The sequence below is a fragment of the Pseudoalteromonas prydzensis genome, assembly GCF_011050055.1.
Classification (GTDB): Bacteria; Pseudomonadota; Gammaproteobacteria; order Enterobacterales; family Alteromonadaceae; genus Pseudoalteromonas; species Pseudoalteromonas prydzensis_A.
On the sequence record NZ_DRGM01000187.1, the window covers coordinates 43,393 to 58,430 of the forward strand.

Consider the following 15,038-nt stretch of genomic DNA (forward strand, 5'->3'; position numbering starts at 1 on the left):
TCATTTTAAGCGAAAATTAACCAATATAGATTGGTTTTGCATTACTCATTCAACACTTCCTGACAGTAACTAAACTTCGCTTAAATAAACGATTAACAGCTTGATTAAAAATAAATATTTATTTAAGTCACCCGCTGAATACCTACAGAGCACACAAAGCGAATTTAAACGTTAGAGGTTTTTCTAGCACAACTAAATTCAACCCGGTTAGGGTTGTCATCGTTGTGGGAGCTAAGTTAATGATCCAAAAGATCTAGATAACGCATTAAGCAAATATGCCCCTTCATAGAGCCTAATAAGATGCTCATTTCATCCACTTAGTGTACTTTTCGCTTAAACATAAAGGGAACAAATGTTAATTTAATAACATCGCAAATCAACTACCTTTGAAACAAAATAGTAAATTAAATTGTTATTATTTTTATTACTTACAACTCCGCGCAAAAACAGGACAACAAACTGATTTTAATGAAATTAAATAATTTAAAGGAAAATAAAGCAAACCTAAATGATGAAATTAAAACTAAATATTCAGCAATTAGCATTGCGTAAAATAATATTTACCGCAATAATGCCACCGGTAGCACTGCTGTACAAGCATTAAAAACCTTGATTGTGTTAACACTTTTAACAATTAATTTATTTAATTGTTTTTATCTGAACATACAATAATTAGGAACAACAATGAGAAAAAGTACACTTTTTAACTACTCAGTGCGGGCTTTGGCCATCACTGCGGCAATTTATGGCAACAGTGCGCTTGCTAATGCTTCAGGTTTTGCCACCACAAATGGCGGGACAACCGGCGGTGCTGGCGGTGATATTGTTTATGCGACAACGGGTACGCAAATTCATCAGGCACTGTGTAATCGAGCATCAAGTGACACGCCAATTATCATCCATGTTGAAGGTACAATAAATCATGGTAATACTAGTAAAGTTTCAGGAGACAGCTGCAATACAGGGCCTGATTTAATTGAACTAAAAGAAATAAGTAATGTGTCAATTATTGGTGTAGGAAGCGGTGCCATGTTTGATCAACTGGGCATTCATATTCGCTCTTCTTCAAATATCATTATTCAGAATGTCCATGTCAGAAACGTCAAAAAGTCTGGCTCACCCACCTCCAACGGCGGGGATGCCATTGGCATGGAATCGAATGTCAGTAATGTCTGGGTTGACCACGTTACACTGGAAGCCAACGGAGGAGAAAGTTCGGGTTATGATGCGTTATTTGATATGAAAAGTAACACTAAATACGTGACGTTATCATACAGTATTTTACGTAATTCAGGTCGTGGCGGGCTTGTTGGCTCAAGTGATAGTGATGAGAATAACGGCCCTGTTACTTTTCATCACAACTACTATGAAAATATCAACTCTCGCACGCCTTTATTAAGACATGCCACAGCCCATGCTTACAATAACTACTACAGTGGACTTGTATCATCAGGTATGAATCCACGTATTGGTGGCAAAATGCGAGCCGAGAATAATTACTTCAAAAATTCAAAAGATCCACTGGGCACGTTTTATACGAATGATATGGGTTATTGGCAGGTCAGTGGCAATATTTGGGATAATATCGATTGGTCACAGCAAGAAAGCAAGCTTCACCCTGCTGGGCCTAACCCGACCTCCACCACATCAATCAACATCCCTTATAGCTATCAACTTGATAATGCGCAGTGTATACCCAGCATCATCGCTGCAACAGCGGGGGCAAACAAAGGCTTACAAACATCCAATGGGCAATGTGGTACAACGCCACCAACTGATCCAACACCGGATCCGGATCCAACTCCAACCCCTAAGCCGACACCCGCTGGTGAAAATTTGGCACTCAATGCAGGTGTTGATGGTAGCTCAAAGGCCAGTGGTTCAAGCTATGGCAATGTCAATGATGGCGATACTGCAACTTACTGGTCACCGTCAGCTACCACAGGCGCCATTAATATTAAAAACCTAAATACAACTATTAATGCTGTGAGAATTATCGAAACAGCAGCCAGTGCTGGGCGGATCACTGCTTGGTCTTTAGTGAATCATGATACAGGTGTCACCCTTGCAAACGGTGGTGCCGTGCCAAATGTGATCACTTTCTCTGACACTAACTTATCAAAAGTCAGTTTTGTAATTCACTCAGCCAGCGGTGTACCACAAATCGCAGAGTTTGAAGTCTACAATGGCTATAGCGATGGCTCGAATGGCAACGTCAGCAATACCTTAGTCAATGGTATCTATCGCATTACCCCAAAACACAGTGGCGCTTCACTCGATGTAGCTAATTGTGATAGTACGGATGGGGCAAATATCAGGCAGTGGTCTTGGCTTAATAATAATTGCCAAAAGTTTAATATCTCCACAGTGGATGGTATATGGCATCGTATTTCACCCGCTAATGCCCCAGCTAAAGGGTTAGAAGTTTATACCCATTCCACAACAGCGGGAGAAAATATCAATATCTGGACCTACACAGGAAGCTATAACCAACAGTTTCGTTTCCAAAGTGCCGGCTCAGGTAAGTGGCGTATCATCAACCGCAATAGTGAACTATGCTTGGATGTAGATGGCAGTAAAACGGGCGATGATGCTAATATTTTGCAGTGGACATGCTTAGCCGGGGCAGAAAATCAAATGTTTGAACTAACCAAACAGTAACCCCACATTACCAGTGAAGGGCTTGGCTAAGTCCTTCACTGCGTAAACGCAGCATTCGTAAAGCGTTGTTTATGCAGCCTGTAAATGGTGGTTAAATTAATAACGATAACGGTTGCTTCTAATAACACGCCGCCAATTGAGCCAACAATAATATTATTTGCCAACCATAAACACGATCCCACAAACAGCAAAACACGCATTTTGATGCCCGTTAAACAAAATAGTGCAAAACAACCCAAACAGGCGGCAACAATCGCAAGATAATCCGTCCATTGCTGCGCTGTTAGGTAACCGATAAACACGGTTAAAATAATAAAAATGGCTGCTACCCACACCGATTTTACCCGCATTGATACAGCCGTACGCCCCGCTGAAAATAAACAGCACAATGATGAAGTGATCGCATTGAGTAAATAAAAGTGCAGTGCATGATTTAGATTCATCACCACCATCATTATTTTTAAACGACGATCATCCTTTTGATAAAAGCACACCAATGCTAAAACAAAGCTGAGTAAACCAAACCCTTGGGCAATCAAACTATCAACCACCAGCCCTACACCCCACTAAAATAAATATCTCAACCGCTATTGTGGTTAATAAACAATAACTCAAACAGCTACACGCTATTACAGATTATTTTCAATCATAGTTTTAATCGTTCGTGCTTTAACAAAGTGATCTAATTGATGAGTTTGTATCCACCATGTCGCGGCTTCCATCAATAGTTCAGGATCATCATTTTTATTTGCAAAGAAAGCATAAAATGACAATCCCACATTATCACCCTTCGTCGCTATTTTTTTATCGCAAACTTGAATGATCTTAGTCCTTAATTCATCGCGCATTACGGCGTTACCTCACTTCACTTTTTAAACTGCATTGCATTTCAATAAGTTGGTGTTCGCCAACTTTTTCAACATCTTTAATATATTTAAAACCATAACGTTGGTAATAGCCTTGCAAGTAGGCATGCGCATGAATTTCAATGCTCTCAAGACCAATTTTACCAGCATGTGATAGCAAAGCATTAATAACCAGCTTAGCAACACCCACCCCTCGGTACTGCTTTAACACCGCAATCCTTGCCATAACAGCACAAAATTTGTCACGTTTAACTAATCGCGCTGTCGCAACTAAAGAGCCTACATCAGTCACCACAACGTGAATAGCTTCCTCATCTAAGCCGTCCAAATCTAACTGCTTAGGAATATTTTGTTCGATAACAAATACCTGATGGCGAATAGCATGCGCTTGCGCAATCAGTTCAGGGCTAGTGCCTAGTGTAACATCCATTTATTACCCCTTCTTACAGATAATCATTCAACACTCTATTTTAAGGTGTCTAATAACTCAGCTATTTCAGCTTTTAATGCTTTATCTGGGATTTTATTTGCACTAACCTGTGCGGCTTGTAAACAGCTAATTGCGGCATCGGTTTGCCCGAGTTCAATATGCATAGTTGCCATTGCATAGCCAATTGACGACATATAATCTTTAGCATTAATGGCTGTCGCCTTGGCTAACGCTTTTTCATAGATCAACAAAGCATCGGCAAATTCATCGGTAAAATCAGCCAGCGTTTCCCACTGAACAGGATGATCTTTTTCAGTATTTTCGTGTTCAATACACAGGGCTTTTAACTGCTCGTAAAGTGCCTCAAAGCTCGCTTGATCTTGCTGTTGCGCTGCATTCATTAGCTCGCCAGCCAAATCCAATACTGATTTATACAGTTTTGTATTCATCATTCTATCATTACCTTTTGTTAGAAATAACGGCCAGCTCAATAATAGATTGCTTAAAGTAATTCGAAACCAGCAATCTAGCTAAGACCAATAATGCACTATTCTAATACACTCTACGCTGAAATGATTCATCCTAAGCGAGATCACACAAGTTGTTTTATTATCGATGGGTAAAACTGTCGATTTGGTGCCATAATAACGGTGAATTGAGGGGTCTACCGCACCTTCTCGATTGTAAAAATATTAATTCTCTGTTTTGGCCTTAGTTTTGTTACTTGCATGAATAAAATACAATGCGATCCCTAAGCAAATAACGGCACCAATTCGAGTTTGCGAAAAAGTAATAATGTCATTACCAAGCCAACCAAAATTATCAATAAGCATGCTCATACATAATTGCCCAAAAATAACCGCAACCGTTGCAACCGCAGTGCCTATACGCTGTACAGCAAACACCATAATTACGATATAGGGTACGCCACACATTGCCCCGAGTAATTGCCATTTGGGCACATCTGATAGTGTCACGACGTGGTTAGGTTCAAAGTAAAAAATAAGTAATCCGGTGATCAACGCACCTACCGAAAAAGTTAAGAATGCGCAGCGAAACACGCCGACTTTACTTCCTAGCTGGGCATTTATTGCCGCTTGAATACTTAATGTAGCACCGCCGATCACAGCTAAAATTATCATTATAAAAGTCATTTTCGTCCCCTACCCCTGTGCCATCAAAATCAATGCAATAATAATAAAAACTAGTGCAACAAGCCGTTTACGATCGACCTGACGATGCTCTGTGCCAAATAAGCCGTAATGATCTATCAATAAACTTTTCGCTATTTGTCCCATCAGAATACCGATCATCGTCATCGCAATACCAATCACCGGTGTTGCTATGGTCAAAATAACAACATAAATCGGCCCCAAAACACCACCTAACAATGTCCATGATGGTTGTGTGAAAAATGACGGGCTATTACGAGGACTAAAAAATAGCATCAACATAAAAGTCAGAGCAGCACCGACACTAAACACACTAAAGGTGGCCCATAGTTCTCCAACTTCGCCGCCCAAAGGCCCCAATATGCCGGCTTCTACAGACAACCCCATTCCTCCCACAACCACAATTAGAATCAAAATAAACTGCATACAAATCTCCTATAAATAAGAAATTCATCATAGCCTAGTGGTTTAACGCAAAAAATGGGATTATATAGAAAACACCTTTGCAGGATTTGCACAAATGAATGGTATTAGCTCAATTAATATCCGCGCATTAAAGTTCTTTATCGACGTATATAAAAGTAAAAGCTTTTCTGTTGTTGCTCGGCGTGAAAATGTCTCTCCTTCAATGATCTCTCGGGTAATTCTGCAACTTGAGGAGGCGCTTGGTCAGCAACTGTTTTATCGCAATACACGTGCAATAATACCAACCGAAGCCGGGAGGATTTTTCACGACTATGCGCGGTCAATGACCGAACAACTCACAGCAGTACATAATGAATTGCAAGATAGAGCAAGTCAGCCAAAAGGGTTGATCAGAATAAATGCACCGGTGTTTTTTGGCCAAAAACACATCGCCCCTTGGCTTGGCGGGTTTTTAAATCGCTACCCGTTAATTCAAGTTGAGTTAACCCAAACAGATGATTTTATTGATCCACATACGGATGCCGCCGACATAATTTTCCGGATTGGCTCACTCAGCGACTCATCCTTGCATGGCAAAACTTTAGGCGTGCAAACATACCATTTGGCGGCATCACCCGGTTACCTTAAAAAGCATGGTATACCTAAACGTCCGTCAGATCTGAGTGAGCATCATGGTTTAATATATCGCGGTTCATCTGGGCAAAATCGTTGGTTATTTAAAAACAATTCATCAGCATGGCAGCAACAAGCAGTGATCCCTACCTTAGTCTCTAATAATGCCGAAACGCTGCTAATTAGCGCATTAAATGACATGGGGATTGTGTTATTTCCAGACTGGTTAATCGGTGAAAGCCTAACAGCTGGAACACTAGTATCAATTTTAGGTTCGTTTGCACCAACAATTAAAGTTGGCTCACAAAACATTACTGCCATTTACCCAAACACCAAGCAGCCACCGCTCAATGTGCGTGCCTGTATTGATTACTTTAGTGAGGTGTATGGCAATCCCGTGTATTGGAAATACCAAAATTAATTTATCGCTCTATGATTGGCTATTTGTCTACCAGTCTTTATCGAAGCGTTTTGCGGTCCATCATTCGTTGCTTTTGTAGAAAATATTTTAAATTAGGGGTAGATTTATATATCACCACTGAGGTTATACTGGGCTTATATTTTCACCCGTGGCAAACACTATGCTCCCTACAACACATCCTGCTTTTTGGCGCGATCCCGCATTGCCATTTATAGAGCTTCGCCAAGTACTTGATGGCCGACGCGTTACCTATGCCCCCCATTCTCATCAACAATGGTCTATCGGGGCTATTTTAGCTGGGCAAAGTGAATTTGTTTGTGAAAACCGCCTACATCAAGTCAGCCAAGGTCACCTCGTAATAATGAACCCTGATAAAGTGCATGCCTGTAACCCACAGCAAAACTCTGCATGGGCATATTATATGATGCACGTCGATAAACAGTGGTTAGCGCAGTTATTATTTGAGTCAGGAGTGAGAGCCGAGCCGCACTGGCAAGATAGTCGTTTAGATACCCTGAACATGCCATTGCTGTATCAGGATTTTGTTAGCCTGTGCAAATTACTGCTATCAAACAACCCTGTTAGTGCTAAGCGTAGTCAATTGCATCATTATTTTATTGAATTATTTAACCATCTAGATAGCAACTCACGCACAGTCGAGCGCACTTTACTCGCTCCCAACACGCTTTATCAAGTGGCTCATTATTTAAATGAGCACAGCTTAGATGACACCCCTATTAGTGCCATCAGTGAACATTTCGGGTTTAGTACCAGCTATTTAGTGCGCGCTTTTAAACGCCACTTTAACATGACTCCTCATGCCTATCGGCTAAATCGCCGTGTTCAGTTAGGCCAGCAAGCACTCAAAAAAGGGCAAACAATAGCCAGTATTGCCTACGAAAGTGGCTTTAGTGATCAAGCTCACTTTCAACGTGTATTTAAGCAACGTGTTGCCGCAACTCCTGAGCAATACCGGCGCTCCTTACCGTTGTAAGTAAAAGCAATTTAAACCACTAATAACACGCAACTGGCCACCAACAACAATGCCAGTGCTCTGTTCATCAACCGCACATTCGCAGCACTTTGAAAATGCTGCCCGAGTCGCATACCAAGCCACACCCAACAACCAAGTGATAGCCAACAAATCGGTAAGTACAAACTGGCAAAGGTGATGACCTCTGTACTTAATGCATTAGGAATATACGCCGCAATACCCGATAACGAAGCCAACCATGCCTTAGGGTTAAGCCATTGCATGATAACCCCAGTCATAAAAGTGGGGGCGCGGCGGCTATCTTTACTATTCAATGTGCCATCATCGATAAATAGTTGGTAGCTCAAGTACAATAAAAATGCGATACCAAACCACTGCAAAGCCGCGGTGATCCAAGCCAATTCATCAATCAAAATATGTAAACTAAAACCAATAAATAAAAATAATACGATAAAACCTAAAGTAGCCCCGGTCACAAATAATAGGCCGCTTCTTGCCCCAAAGCGAGCACTGCAACTTAACGATAAAAGGTTAACAGGGCCTGGTGTAATAGAGGCTGCTAAGGCAAATAATGCCATTGAGATGATCACAGAAAAAGTCATAAGCGTACTTCAGTAATTAATTTGCTGATGAGTATTTCTTTTTCTCAGTGTGTCGTATTGAACAAAATTGACCTCAAGCAATAATAGTCGGCTGATTTATCTGCCTTGAGCAACAATTGCTGTATAGTGAGCACACAAACTTGCAGAAATGTTAATTATGAAAGAATGTAATCAGTGTGGTAAATGCTGTATTAAATACGGCGATGGCGATCTCAGTGCTACGCAAGAAGAGATTGATCTTTGGGAAATTTTTAACCCTGACATTTTCGCATTTGTTAAAAATAAGCAAATATGGCACGACCCGCACACAGGGGAAAAACTCAGCCGATGTCCTTTTCTTGCGCTTGCACCCAAAGCAACCCCCCATGCAGCGAATAAATATACCTGCAGTATTTACTTAGATAGACCAGAAGATTGTCGTCACTACCCTAGCCTCATTAGCGAAATGGTAAGAGACGAATGTGAAATGATTGAGGTCATTGATTTGGATAACTACAAAAAAGCACAAGCCAAGTTAGACTTATTAATGCAAGACAGCCGCCCTGCTGGTTATTGATTATTAACACTGTGCTGCGCTTATTAGACTAAAGGTGTAGAGCCAATTGATTAAACAGCATCTGCGTCATCAGCCAATAACGATCAGTTTCCCACTCACTAAAACACACTTAAAAAGCTGATTTTAAAAGATAAAATACATTCACACTTGGCAGCTTGGTTACTTTACACACTTGCCACTTTCAACACCATGCTCGACCTTTGCCTAATCGTAATTGTTACTCACCTGCATTACTGTGCCAACTCAATATTCATAGCTTTAAATAGGTATATAAAGCTGTTTTTTTATTTTGAGTAAGCAACTATGTTGCAGGAGAATTAATGACAACTACGCGAAAAGATGACTCTTCATCCCAAGCTGAGCAGGTAAGCGACACTCAAACCGTTTCCGATAGCTATAAAAATCTTCATAAACCTAGCTCTGAGTTTGCCAGTCGAGATGACTACCTTGAGCATGAACTGCAAATTATGCAGCCCAAGCGTTGGCGCCCTAATTTGCCTTTTCGCGATTACCGCTTCGAATTTGAAGATACTATCCCAGCGATGGCAGGCACCATAGGCAAAGTCGTGATGGTGGGTGCAATAGCTGCCACATTTGCTGCGCCACTGGGCTTGAGTGATGCCTTTGTGCTAGAAAATGTACGCTACGAATTACTTATAGTAGCTATTTTTATCATCTTGTTTTCAGGTTTTATTTTGCCCACCGCTAACTTAGCGGGAACCCACGGGCCGCTTATTCCACTCATTCCCATTGTTGTTGCAGCAGGCGGGCACCCCATGGCGTTCGGACTACTCATTGGCGCGTTAGGATTACTGCTTGCCATCAGTAAAGGCGGCAGTTTACTGGCACGGCTGACCAGTAAAGGAGTGTGCGGCGGGTTATTACTGTATTTAGGCTTCATCGGCACAATTTCACAGGTAAAAAAACTATTTGCATGGGCGGAAGAAATTGAAATGGCGCACATTGCTTTTATCGTTATTTTGGCCACTATTTTACTTTATGCGCTACTCGAGCATTTTAAAAAGCGTTGGTTAGCGGTGCCGCTCAGTTGCCTAATTGGTGGCTTGACTGCCTTTGCTTTAGGCGCGCCGTTTGAATTTAAAACCGCCCCCGGCATGCCAAATATGAACCCTATGTATTGGTGGGGCGAAAACACGGGTTGGATGTTAGGTTTGCCGACTCTTGAAAGCTTTGTAGTGGTATTGCCCTTTGCGATACTTGCTGTAGCAATGTGGTCGCCAGACTTTTTAGGCCATCAAGTATTCCAAAAAATCAGCTACCCAAAACGCACTGAAAAAGTACAAATGAATATTGACGATACTATGCTCAGTGCATCGGTCAGGCAAACCTTTGGTTCTATTTTAGGCGGGGCTAATTTTACCTCATCATGGGGCACCTATATTGTGCCTGCTGCAATTGCCAAGCGTCCTATCCCAGCCGGTGCAATTTTAACCGCATTGTTTTGTGTGATTGCAGGTATATGGGGTTATCCAATGGATCTCGCTATTTGGCAGCCAGTGCTGTGTGTGGCGTTAATTGTCGGTGTATTTATCCCGCTGCTTGAGGCTGGCATGGAAATGACTCGCGAAGGTAAAACCACGCAATCAGCCGCTATTGTGGTATTTGCGTCAACGTTAGTAAACCCCGCATTTGGCTGGTCGCTAACCATGCTACTGGATAACTTAGGCTTAATTGGCTGTAAAGAGCGCAGCTCTGAGCTCACTCATATGAGCCGTTGGATCATTCCGCTGTTTATGTTTGTATTATTAACCAGTGTAATGGCGATGGTGGGTATGCTGCCAGGTATTCCTGCACTGCTAGAGAACTTTAGGCACTAATACAAAAAGGGGAAGCGGATCAATCGCCTCCCCTTTTCCAAGATTTTTAATCTCTTTATTAATCTTGCAACGCCATCGCAGCCAGTTTCATAGTACTTGCAAATGACTCTGCCCCTGCGATAAACAAACCATTGTGGCAAAACATTGCATCATCAATACCCGTTTCGGTTTGAAATTCAATATCTGATAAACCCGCCCATGCTTTTGGCAGTGATTTTCTATCTTCGAATGAGCCTGGCTCCACTGGCACAGTTTGCAAAATCCATTTACCCGAATGTGATGGGTAAACCATATATAGCGCTTGTTGCGATAACGCATGCACTGTTTTTTTCCACGGCGTGTACTGCTCTAGCACAATGACTCTTGGATCTTCCGCGTTTTCAATCGCTTTTGCGACAATTGCTTTAGCGTTGATACTGCCACTGGCCGAGGCTATAAAGCGCGACAAAATACGCATTGCAAATTCAACCGCTTCGTCAAAACAGCGATCAAACTCACTTGCTTCTTGCCACGTTGGGTTAAACATAGAAATAGTTTGGCTTAAACTGATCCCTTGTGACACCCCTTCAACGTGACCACAATCAATGGCATCAATGGTAGATACTAAAGAGGAATCAACAGCATTAACGATATTTTCATCGCCATGGCACAGTTGTAAGCCATATTTCTGCCAAACTAAACCGAATGACGAATAAGGAATGCCATTTTCACGTTCACCCGCACCACCACGTTGGTGGTGATCAAAGCGTCCTGTTTCTGGATCATATTCACCGCCCACATCAATCACAATATCAGCTTGCGCTATCAACTGCGTATCGCGAGTACGCACAAGCTTAAAGTCAGGAAGAGCTAGCCTAAGTGCTGCGATACTAAACACATCATCCGCGTGAAAATTACCATTGTGGGTTACTACTGTTAAATCATTCATATATTTAATGTCATTTTTGAAAAGGGGTAAGAAGACGACGTAATTAAGCTATACCCGTAAAGCACCGAGCGAGTCTAAAATTACCAGCACAGCAGTATACGCTATACACGCTGCTGCCACAAAACAGCGCACTGTTTTTTACAAAAAAACGGAGAAAAGCGAGAGCTAAATAATATTATTGCCTTGCTCAGGATCGCGAGAGCTATCAGCTTGTTCACGAATTTCATCGGCATCACTACTCACATCATCAATATCAGTGTGAGTTTGCGCGATTGCCTTGGCTTTTCTCTCTGGTATAACAGGCTCTGCCGATAGATTTTGCGTTTGCTCGCTGATCGATGCATTTAAAATAATTCGCTCACGTGCATCATCTGGCATACTAATACTGTGCTCAGTAAAGCTGTTGACCATTTCTCGCATTAACTGTGACGCCACTTTAATTGTGCTGTGTTGCTCACTGTTAATCCAAAAGTAAATGCTTAAATTGATAGTCGCAGAGTCCAGCTCATCAAGTAACACTTGTGGGGCCGGATCGTTTAACACCGCCTCCTGTTGAGCCATTAAACTAACGGCAAGTTGTTGAGTCGCGCGTATGTCGTTATCGTAACCTATACCTAACTTAAAATGACCACGCATTTTGGGGTTTGCAGTCAGGTTTTTAATCACATTTTTATATACGGTCGCATTAGGAATTTGAATATGGTTACCATCAAAATCAACTAAAGTGGTGGCACGAGCCGTTACTTTTTTAACGACTCCTAAGCGGCCATCGACCTCAATCACATCATCAATACGAAAAGGCCGCTGTACGCTCAACAACATGCTTGATATAAAATTCTCAGCAATATCTCGAAATGCAAACCCTAAGATCAAACCTATTAAGCCAGTGCCACTCATCACCGCCACTGCAAACTCAGTTAAGCCTGCTAACCGTAAAAACAGATAAACACCAAACAAAATAATCACAATGCTAATGAAACGACGAGTAACAACGTGCAACAACCGGCTTTCACTAACATAACCGATGGGCTTAACAAATAAGTATGACAATGGCCTAGCAAGCAAATAGCACAAAACTATCGCTACAATTCCCAAGGTAAGAGCAGGTAACATTTGCCAAGCACTTTGTAAAAAATGCGCGATCTGTAGGTTTATTGCTTGCCAAGATATCGGGGCGACAGCGACTGAGTTAGTATTAACTTCGAGTGGCAGAAATAAAGTAAGAAATTGATTATTAATGATATTGATAATTTCCATATGTATACCTTGAGTTCCGTGCCGCTATAAATATTAACTTTGACATTGCAAATAAAACGCCAACTTAAACTGGCAAACACCTTGCAGTTAAATTCATTAATAGATAAGTATTTAACTGCAAATAAGACACTCAACCTGAACTCTGGTTACTTAATAATAAAGCTAAGTAAGGAATATAATGGCACATAAACAGCGTGGTTTTACAGCCAATAAGCCTGCAGACATTCCTCTGCTCGGCTGGTGTCGCTTTTTATGCATTACTGCCTATTGTACTGAACGACAAAAACGCGAACATTCTTCTAAAACGAATGAATAGTGCTATTTTTACCCATGGTTGTTTAATTTTAATGTGCTTAAATAACACTATATAAGATTCGGAGCAAAGCAATGAAAGTAATAAAGCAACTCAATAGCCATGCAACCCAAGATGGTGATGGCGTAAACATCAGCCGTATTCCAGGCTTTGATGGCAAACATTTAGATCCATTCTTGATGATCGACGAATTAAAATCTGACGATCATAGTGATTTTATCGGCGGCTTTCCGGCGCACCCGCATCGTGGCATCGAAACCTTTACCTACATTATTAAAGGTGGCTTTGAGCACCAAGACCAAATGGGTAATAAAAAAGCCATTCGCGCGGGAGATGTGCAATGGATGAGCACAGGTTTTGGTGTTATTCACAGCGAAATGCCACTTGCCGATGCGATAGAAGGCATGCATGGTTTTCAAATTTGGCTCAATATGCCAAGTACTGAAAAACTCAGAGCACCTAAATATCAAGATACCACCGAGCACCCTGCACCGCGCTTTAAAAATAGCCAAGGTGTTGAGTTAAAAGCGCTGGCTGGCAGTTGGCAATTTGACCAGCAAACTCAAGTTTCTAGCCTACAAGAGCTGGCAGCCAATGGCATGTTAGCGGATGTAACAATCCCTGCGGGCGCTGAGTTTGTTCACCCACCGCTGACACAAACTAAGGTGATGCTTTATATTCACAGCGGCGCTATCAACACCGAACAGGGTGGCCCCGTGATGGCCGGCAGCCTACTTATTTTAGAGCCTGGCAGTGATATTCAATTTAGTTCACAAACCGGTGCCGGGGTGCTTATTTTAGCCGGTGATCCGCTCAATGAACCGATTGCCCACATGGGACCGTTTGTGATGAATACGCAAGCGCAACTGCGAGAAGCAATTAGTGATTACCAAAGCGGTAAATTTGGTACCTTTTAATACACAATACAGGAGTCAATTATGGGATTACTAGTCAACGGTAAATGGCAAGATAAATGGTACGACACCGATAAAAGCGACGGTGAGTTTAAACGCGAGTCTGCACAATTACGTAACTGGGTAACCGAAGATGGCAGCGCAGGCGCAACGGGTGAAGCTGGTTTTAAGGCTGAAAAAGGCCGTTACCACTTATATGTGTCATTAGCCTGCCCATGGGCGCATCGCACCTTGATTTTTAGAAAGTTAAAAGGACTTGAAGACTATATTGATGTCTCTGTAGTCAGCCCAGATATGTTAGATAACGGCTGGACATTTGATAAAAGCAATCACAGTACTGGTGATGCGCTATTTGCTAAGCAATTTATGCATCAAATTTACACCGAAAATAAAGCGAATTATTCTGGGCGAGTAACAGTGCCTGTGCTGTGGGATAAACAGCAAAATAAAATCGTTAGTAATGAATCCGCAGAAATCATTCGCATGTTTAACAGCGCCTTCAATGATTTAACGGGCAATAAACGAGACTTTTACCCTGCTCACTTGCAGGCGCAAATCGATGCAATTAATGAGCTGGTGTACAACAACATTAATAACGGTGTATACCGTACAGGGTTTGCAACCACGCAAAAAGCCTATGAAGAGGCATTTAATGACTTGTTCAGTGCATTAGACAAAGTCGAAAGTATTTTACTCAAGCAGCGTTACTTAGTGGGTGACACATTAACAGAGGCAGATTGGCGACTGTTTACTACCTTGATCCGTTTTGACAGCGTGTATGTAGGGCATTTTAAATGCAACCAGCGCACTATCGAAAGTTACCCTGCCTTAAGTGAATATTTACGTGAGCTTTATCAGGTCGCTGGCGTAAAAGAAACCGTTGATTTTTATCATATCAAACGGCATTACTATTTTAGCCATACTATGATAAACCCCACCCAGGTGGTGCCTAAAGGGCCTAGTATTAATTTTTCTCGCCCGCATAAGCGTGGCTAACTTAACTCACAAAACTACCCCAGCACAATAGCTGGGGTTAATTTTACTTAAT

Annotated in this window: 17 protein-coding genes; 8 read left to right on the forward strand and 9 right to left on the reverse strand. The window is 41.8% G+C overall.

Annotated features, from left to right (window positions below; all coding sequences use genetic code 11):
* Nucleotides 1-684: 684 nt before the first annotated feature.
* Nucleotides 685-2,661: an RICIN domain-containing protein gene (locus tag ENH88_RS19040; protein ID WP_304184725.1), complete on the forward strand. Its 1,977-nt coding sequence runs from the start codon at nucleotides 685-687 to the stop codon at nucleotides 2,659-2,661.
* 35 nt (nucleotides 2,662-2,696) lie between these two features.
* Here the strand turns inward: ENH88_RS19040 and ENH88_RS19045 are convergent, their stop codons facing one another.
* The 6 genes from ENH88_RS19045 to ENH88_RS19070 all read right to left on the reverse strand — a co-directional run bounded on the left by ENH88_RS19045 (nucleotide 2,697) and on the right by ENH88_RS19070 (nucleotide 5,555).
* Entirely contained in the window at nucleotides 2,697-3,212 is a 516-nt protein-coding gene (locus ENH88_RS19045; RefSeq protein ID WP_304184726.1) for a YgjV family protein, read from the reverse strand.
* A 78-nt stretch (nucleotides 3,213-3,290) separates the two neighbouring features.
* Nucleotides 3,291-3,509, reverse strand: a complete 219-nt coding sequence (locus tag ENH88_RS19050; RefSeq protein WP_304184728.1) for a DUF6500 family protein — start codon at nucleotides 3,507-3,509, stop codon at nucleotides 3,291-3,293.
* Nucleotides 3,510-3,516: 7 nt separating this feature from the next.
* Complete coding sequence (locus tag ENH88_RS19055; protein WP_304184729.1) at nucleotides 3,517-3,957, reverse strand: GNAT family N-acetyltransferase; 441 nt, start codon at nucleotides 3,955-3,957, stop codon at nucleotides 3,517-3,519.
* Nucleotides 3,958-3,992: 35 nt separating this feature from the next.
* Nucleotides 3,993-4,409, reverse strand: coding sequence for a tetratricopeptide repeat protein (locus ENH88_RS19060; protein ID WP_304184730.1), 417 nt, complete (start codon nucleotides 4,407-4,409; stop codon nucleotides 3,993-3,995).
* A 240-nt stretch (nucleotides 4,410-4,649) separates the two neighbouring features.
* Nucleotides 4,650-5,111, reverse strand: coding sequence for a DMT family transporter (locus ENH88_RS19065; RefSeq protein ID WP_304184732.1), 462 nt, complete (start codon nucleotides 5,109-5,111; stop codon nucleotides 4,650-4,652).
* A gap of 9 nt (nucleotides 5,112-5,120) precedes the next feature.
* Nucleotides 5,121-5,555: a DMT family transporter gene (locus ENH88_RS19070; RefSeq protein WP_304184733.1), complete on the reverse strand. Its 435-nt coding sequence runs from the start codon at nucleotides 5,553-5,555 to the stop codon at nucleotides 5,121-5,123.
* A gap of 94 nt (nucleotides 5,556-5,649) precedes the next feature.
* Here ENH88_RS19070 and ENH88_RS19075 point away from each other — a divergent pair, with 94 nt between their 5' ends.
* Together ENH88_RS19075 and ENH88_RS19080 are read left to right on the forward strand one after the other, a co-directional pair.
* Nucleotides 5,650-6,588 carry a LysR family transcriptional regulator gene (locus ENH88_RS19075; protein WP_304184734.1) on the forward strand — a complete coding sequence of 313 codons (939 nt, stop codon included), beginning with the start codon at nucleotides 5,650-5,652 and terminating at the stop codon, nucleotides 6,586-6,588.
* A gap of 160 nt (nucleotides 6,589-6,748) precedes the next feature.
* A complete protein-coding gene (locus ENH88_RS19080) occupies nucleotides 6,749-7,582 on the forward strand; it encodes an AraC family transcriptional regulator (RefSeq protein ID WP_304184735.1) in 834 nt (277 codons plus the stop codon).
* An 11-nt stretch (nucleotides 7,583-7,593) separates the two neighbouring features.
* Here the strand turns inward: ENH88_RS19080 and ENH88_RS19085 are convergent, their stop codons facing one another.
* On the reverse strand, nucleotides 7,594-8,184 hold the full coding sequence (locus ENH88_RS19085) for a LysE family translocator (protein WP_304184737.1): 591 nt from the start codon (nucleotides 8,182-8,184) through the stop codon (nucleotides 7,594-7,596).
* Between the two features lie 157 nt (nucleotides 8,185-8,341).
* Between ENH88_RS19085 and ENH88_RS19090 the strand changes: the two genes are divergently transcribed.
* Together ENH88_RS19090 and ENH88_RS19095 are read left to right on the forward strand one after the other, a co-directional pair.
* On the forward strand, nucleotides 8,342-8,740 hold the full coding sequence (locus ENH88_RS19090) for a YkgJ family cysteine cluster protein (protein WP_304184738.1): 399 nt from the start codon (nucleotides 8,342-8,344) through the stop codon (nucleotides 8,738-8,740).
* Nucleotides 8,741-9,060: 320 nt separating this feature from the next.
* Nucleotides 9,061-10,578, forward strand: a complete 1,518-nt coding sequence (locus tag ENH88_RS19095; RefSeq protein WP_304184739.1) for a DUF3360 family protein — start codon at nucleotides 9,061-9,063, stop codon at nucleotides 10,576-10,578.
* 58 nt (nucleotides 10,579-10,636) lie between these two features.
* Here the strand turns inward: ENH88_RS19095 and ENH88_RS19100 are convergent, their stop codons facing one another.
* Complete coding sequence (locus tag ENH88_RS19100) at nucleotides 10,637-11,506, reverse strand: MYG1 family protein (RefSeq protein WP_304184740.1); 870 nt, start codon at nucleotides 11,504-11,506, stop codon at nucleotides 10,637-10,639.
* 165 nt (nucleotides 11,507-11,671) lie between these two features.
* Nucleotides 11,672-12,763 (reverse strand): mechanosensitive ion channel family protein, encoded by a 1,092-nt coding sequence (locus tag ENH88_RS19105; protein ID WP_304184741.1) that lies wholly within the window; start codon nucleotides 12,761-12,763, stop codon nucleotides 11,672-11,674.
* Between the two features lie 178 nt (nucleotides 12,764-12,941).
* Here ENH88_RS19105 and ENH88_RS19110 point away from each other — a divergent pair, with 178 nt between their 5' ends.
* From ENH88_RS19110 to ENH88_RS19120, 3 genes are all read left to right on the forward strand, one after another.
* A complete protein-coding gene (locus ENH88_RS19110) occupies nucleotides 12,942-13,079 on the forward strand; it encodes a hypothetical protein (protein WP_304184742.1) in 138 nt (45 codons plus the stop codon).
* 71 nt (nucleotides 13,080-13,150) lie between these two features.
* The gene (locus tag ENH88_RS19115; RefSeq protein ID WP_304184743.1) at nucleotides 13,151-13,993 is read left to right on the forward strand and encodes a pirin family protein; all 843 of its coding nucleotides are present in this window, start codon (nucleotides 13,151-13,153) and stop codon (nucleotides 13,991-13,993) included.
* A gap of 21 nt (nucleotides 13,994-14,014) precedes the next feature.
* A complete protein-coding gene (locus tag ENH88_RS19120) occupies nucleotides 14,015-14,986 on the forward strand; it encodes a glutathione S-transferase family protein (RefSeq protein WP_304184744.1) in 972 nt (323 codons plus the stop codon).
* The last annotated feature ends 52 nt before the right edge of the window (nucleotides 14,987-15,038 follow it).

What these genes read in the sequence shown, in the direction of transcription:
- ENH88_RS19040 (WP_304184725.1), top strand. Translation starts at nt 685, where the DNA reads ATGAGAAAAAGTACACTTTTTAACTACTCAGTGCGGGCTTTGGCCATC.
- ENH88_RS19050 (WP_304184728.1), bottom strand. Translation starts at nt 3,509, where the DNA reads ATGCGCGATGAATTAAGGACTAAGATCATTCAAGTTTGCGATAAAAAA.
- ENH88_RS19055 (WP_304184729.1), bottom strand. Translation starts at nt 3,957, where the DNA reads ATGGATGTTACACTAGGCACTAGCCCTGAACTGATTGCGCAAGCGCAT.
- ENH88_RS19060 (WP_304184730.1), bottom strand. Translation starts at nt 4,409, where the DNA reads ATGATGAATACAAAACTGTATAAATCAGTATTGGATTTGGCTGGCGAG.
- ENH88_RS19065 (WP_304184732.1), bottom strand. Translation starts at nt 5,111, where the DNA reads ATGACTTTTATAATGATAATTTTAGCTGTGATCGGCGGTGCTACATTA.
- ENH88_RS19070 (WP_304184733.1), bottom strand. Translation starts at nt 5,555, where the DNA reads ATGCAGTTTATTTTGATTCTAATTGTGGTTGTGGGAGGAATGGGGTTG.
- ENH88_RS19075 (WP_304184734.1), top strand. Translation starts at nt 5,650, where the DNA reads ATGAATGGTATTAGCTCAATTAATATCCGCGCATTAAAGTTCTTTATC.
- ENH88_RS19080 (WP_304184735.1), top strand. Translation starts at nt 6,749, where the DNA reads ATGCTCCCTACAACACATCCTGCTTTTTGGCGCGATCCCGCATTGCCA.
- ENH88_RS19085 (WP_304184737.1), bottom strand. Translation starts at nt 8,184, where the DNA reads ATGACTTTTTCTGTGATCATCTCAATGGCATTATTTGCCTTAGCAGCC.
- ENH88_RS19090 (WP_304184738.1), top strand. Translation starts at nt 8,342, where the DNA reads ATGAAAGAATGTAATCAGTGTGGTAAATGCTGTATTAAATACGGCGAT.
- ENH88_RS19095 (WP_304184739.1), top strand. Translation starts at nt 9,061, where the DNA reads ATGACAACTACGCGAAAAGATGACTCTTCATCCCAAGCTGAGCAGGTA.
- ENH88_RS19100 (WP_304184740.1), bottom strand. Translation starts at nt 11,506, where the DNA reads ATGAATGATTTAACAGTAGTAACCCACAATGGTAATTTTCACGCGGAT.
- ENH88_RS19105 (WP_304184741.1), bottom strand. Translation starts at nt 12,763, where the DNA reads ATGGAAATTATCAATATCATTAATAATCAATTTCTTACTTTATTTCTG.
- ENH88_RS19110 (WP_304184742.1), top strand. Translation starts at nt 12,942, where the DNA reads ATGGCACATAAACAGCGTGGTTTTACAGCCAATAAGCCTGCAGACATT.
- ENH88_RS19115 (WP_304184743.1), top strand. Translation starts at nt 13,151, where the DNA reads ATGAAAGTAATAAAGCAACTCAATAGCCATGCAACCCAAGATGGTGAT.
- ENH88_RS19120 (WP_304184744.1), top strand. Translation starts at nt 14,015, where the DNA reads ATGGGATTACTAGTCAACGGTAAATGGCAAGATAAATGGTACGACACC.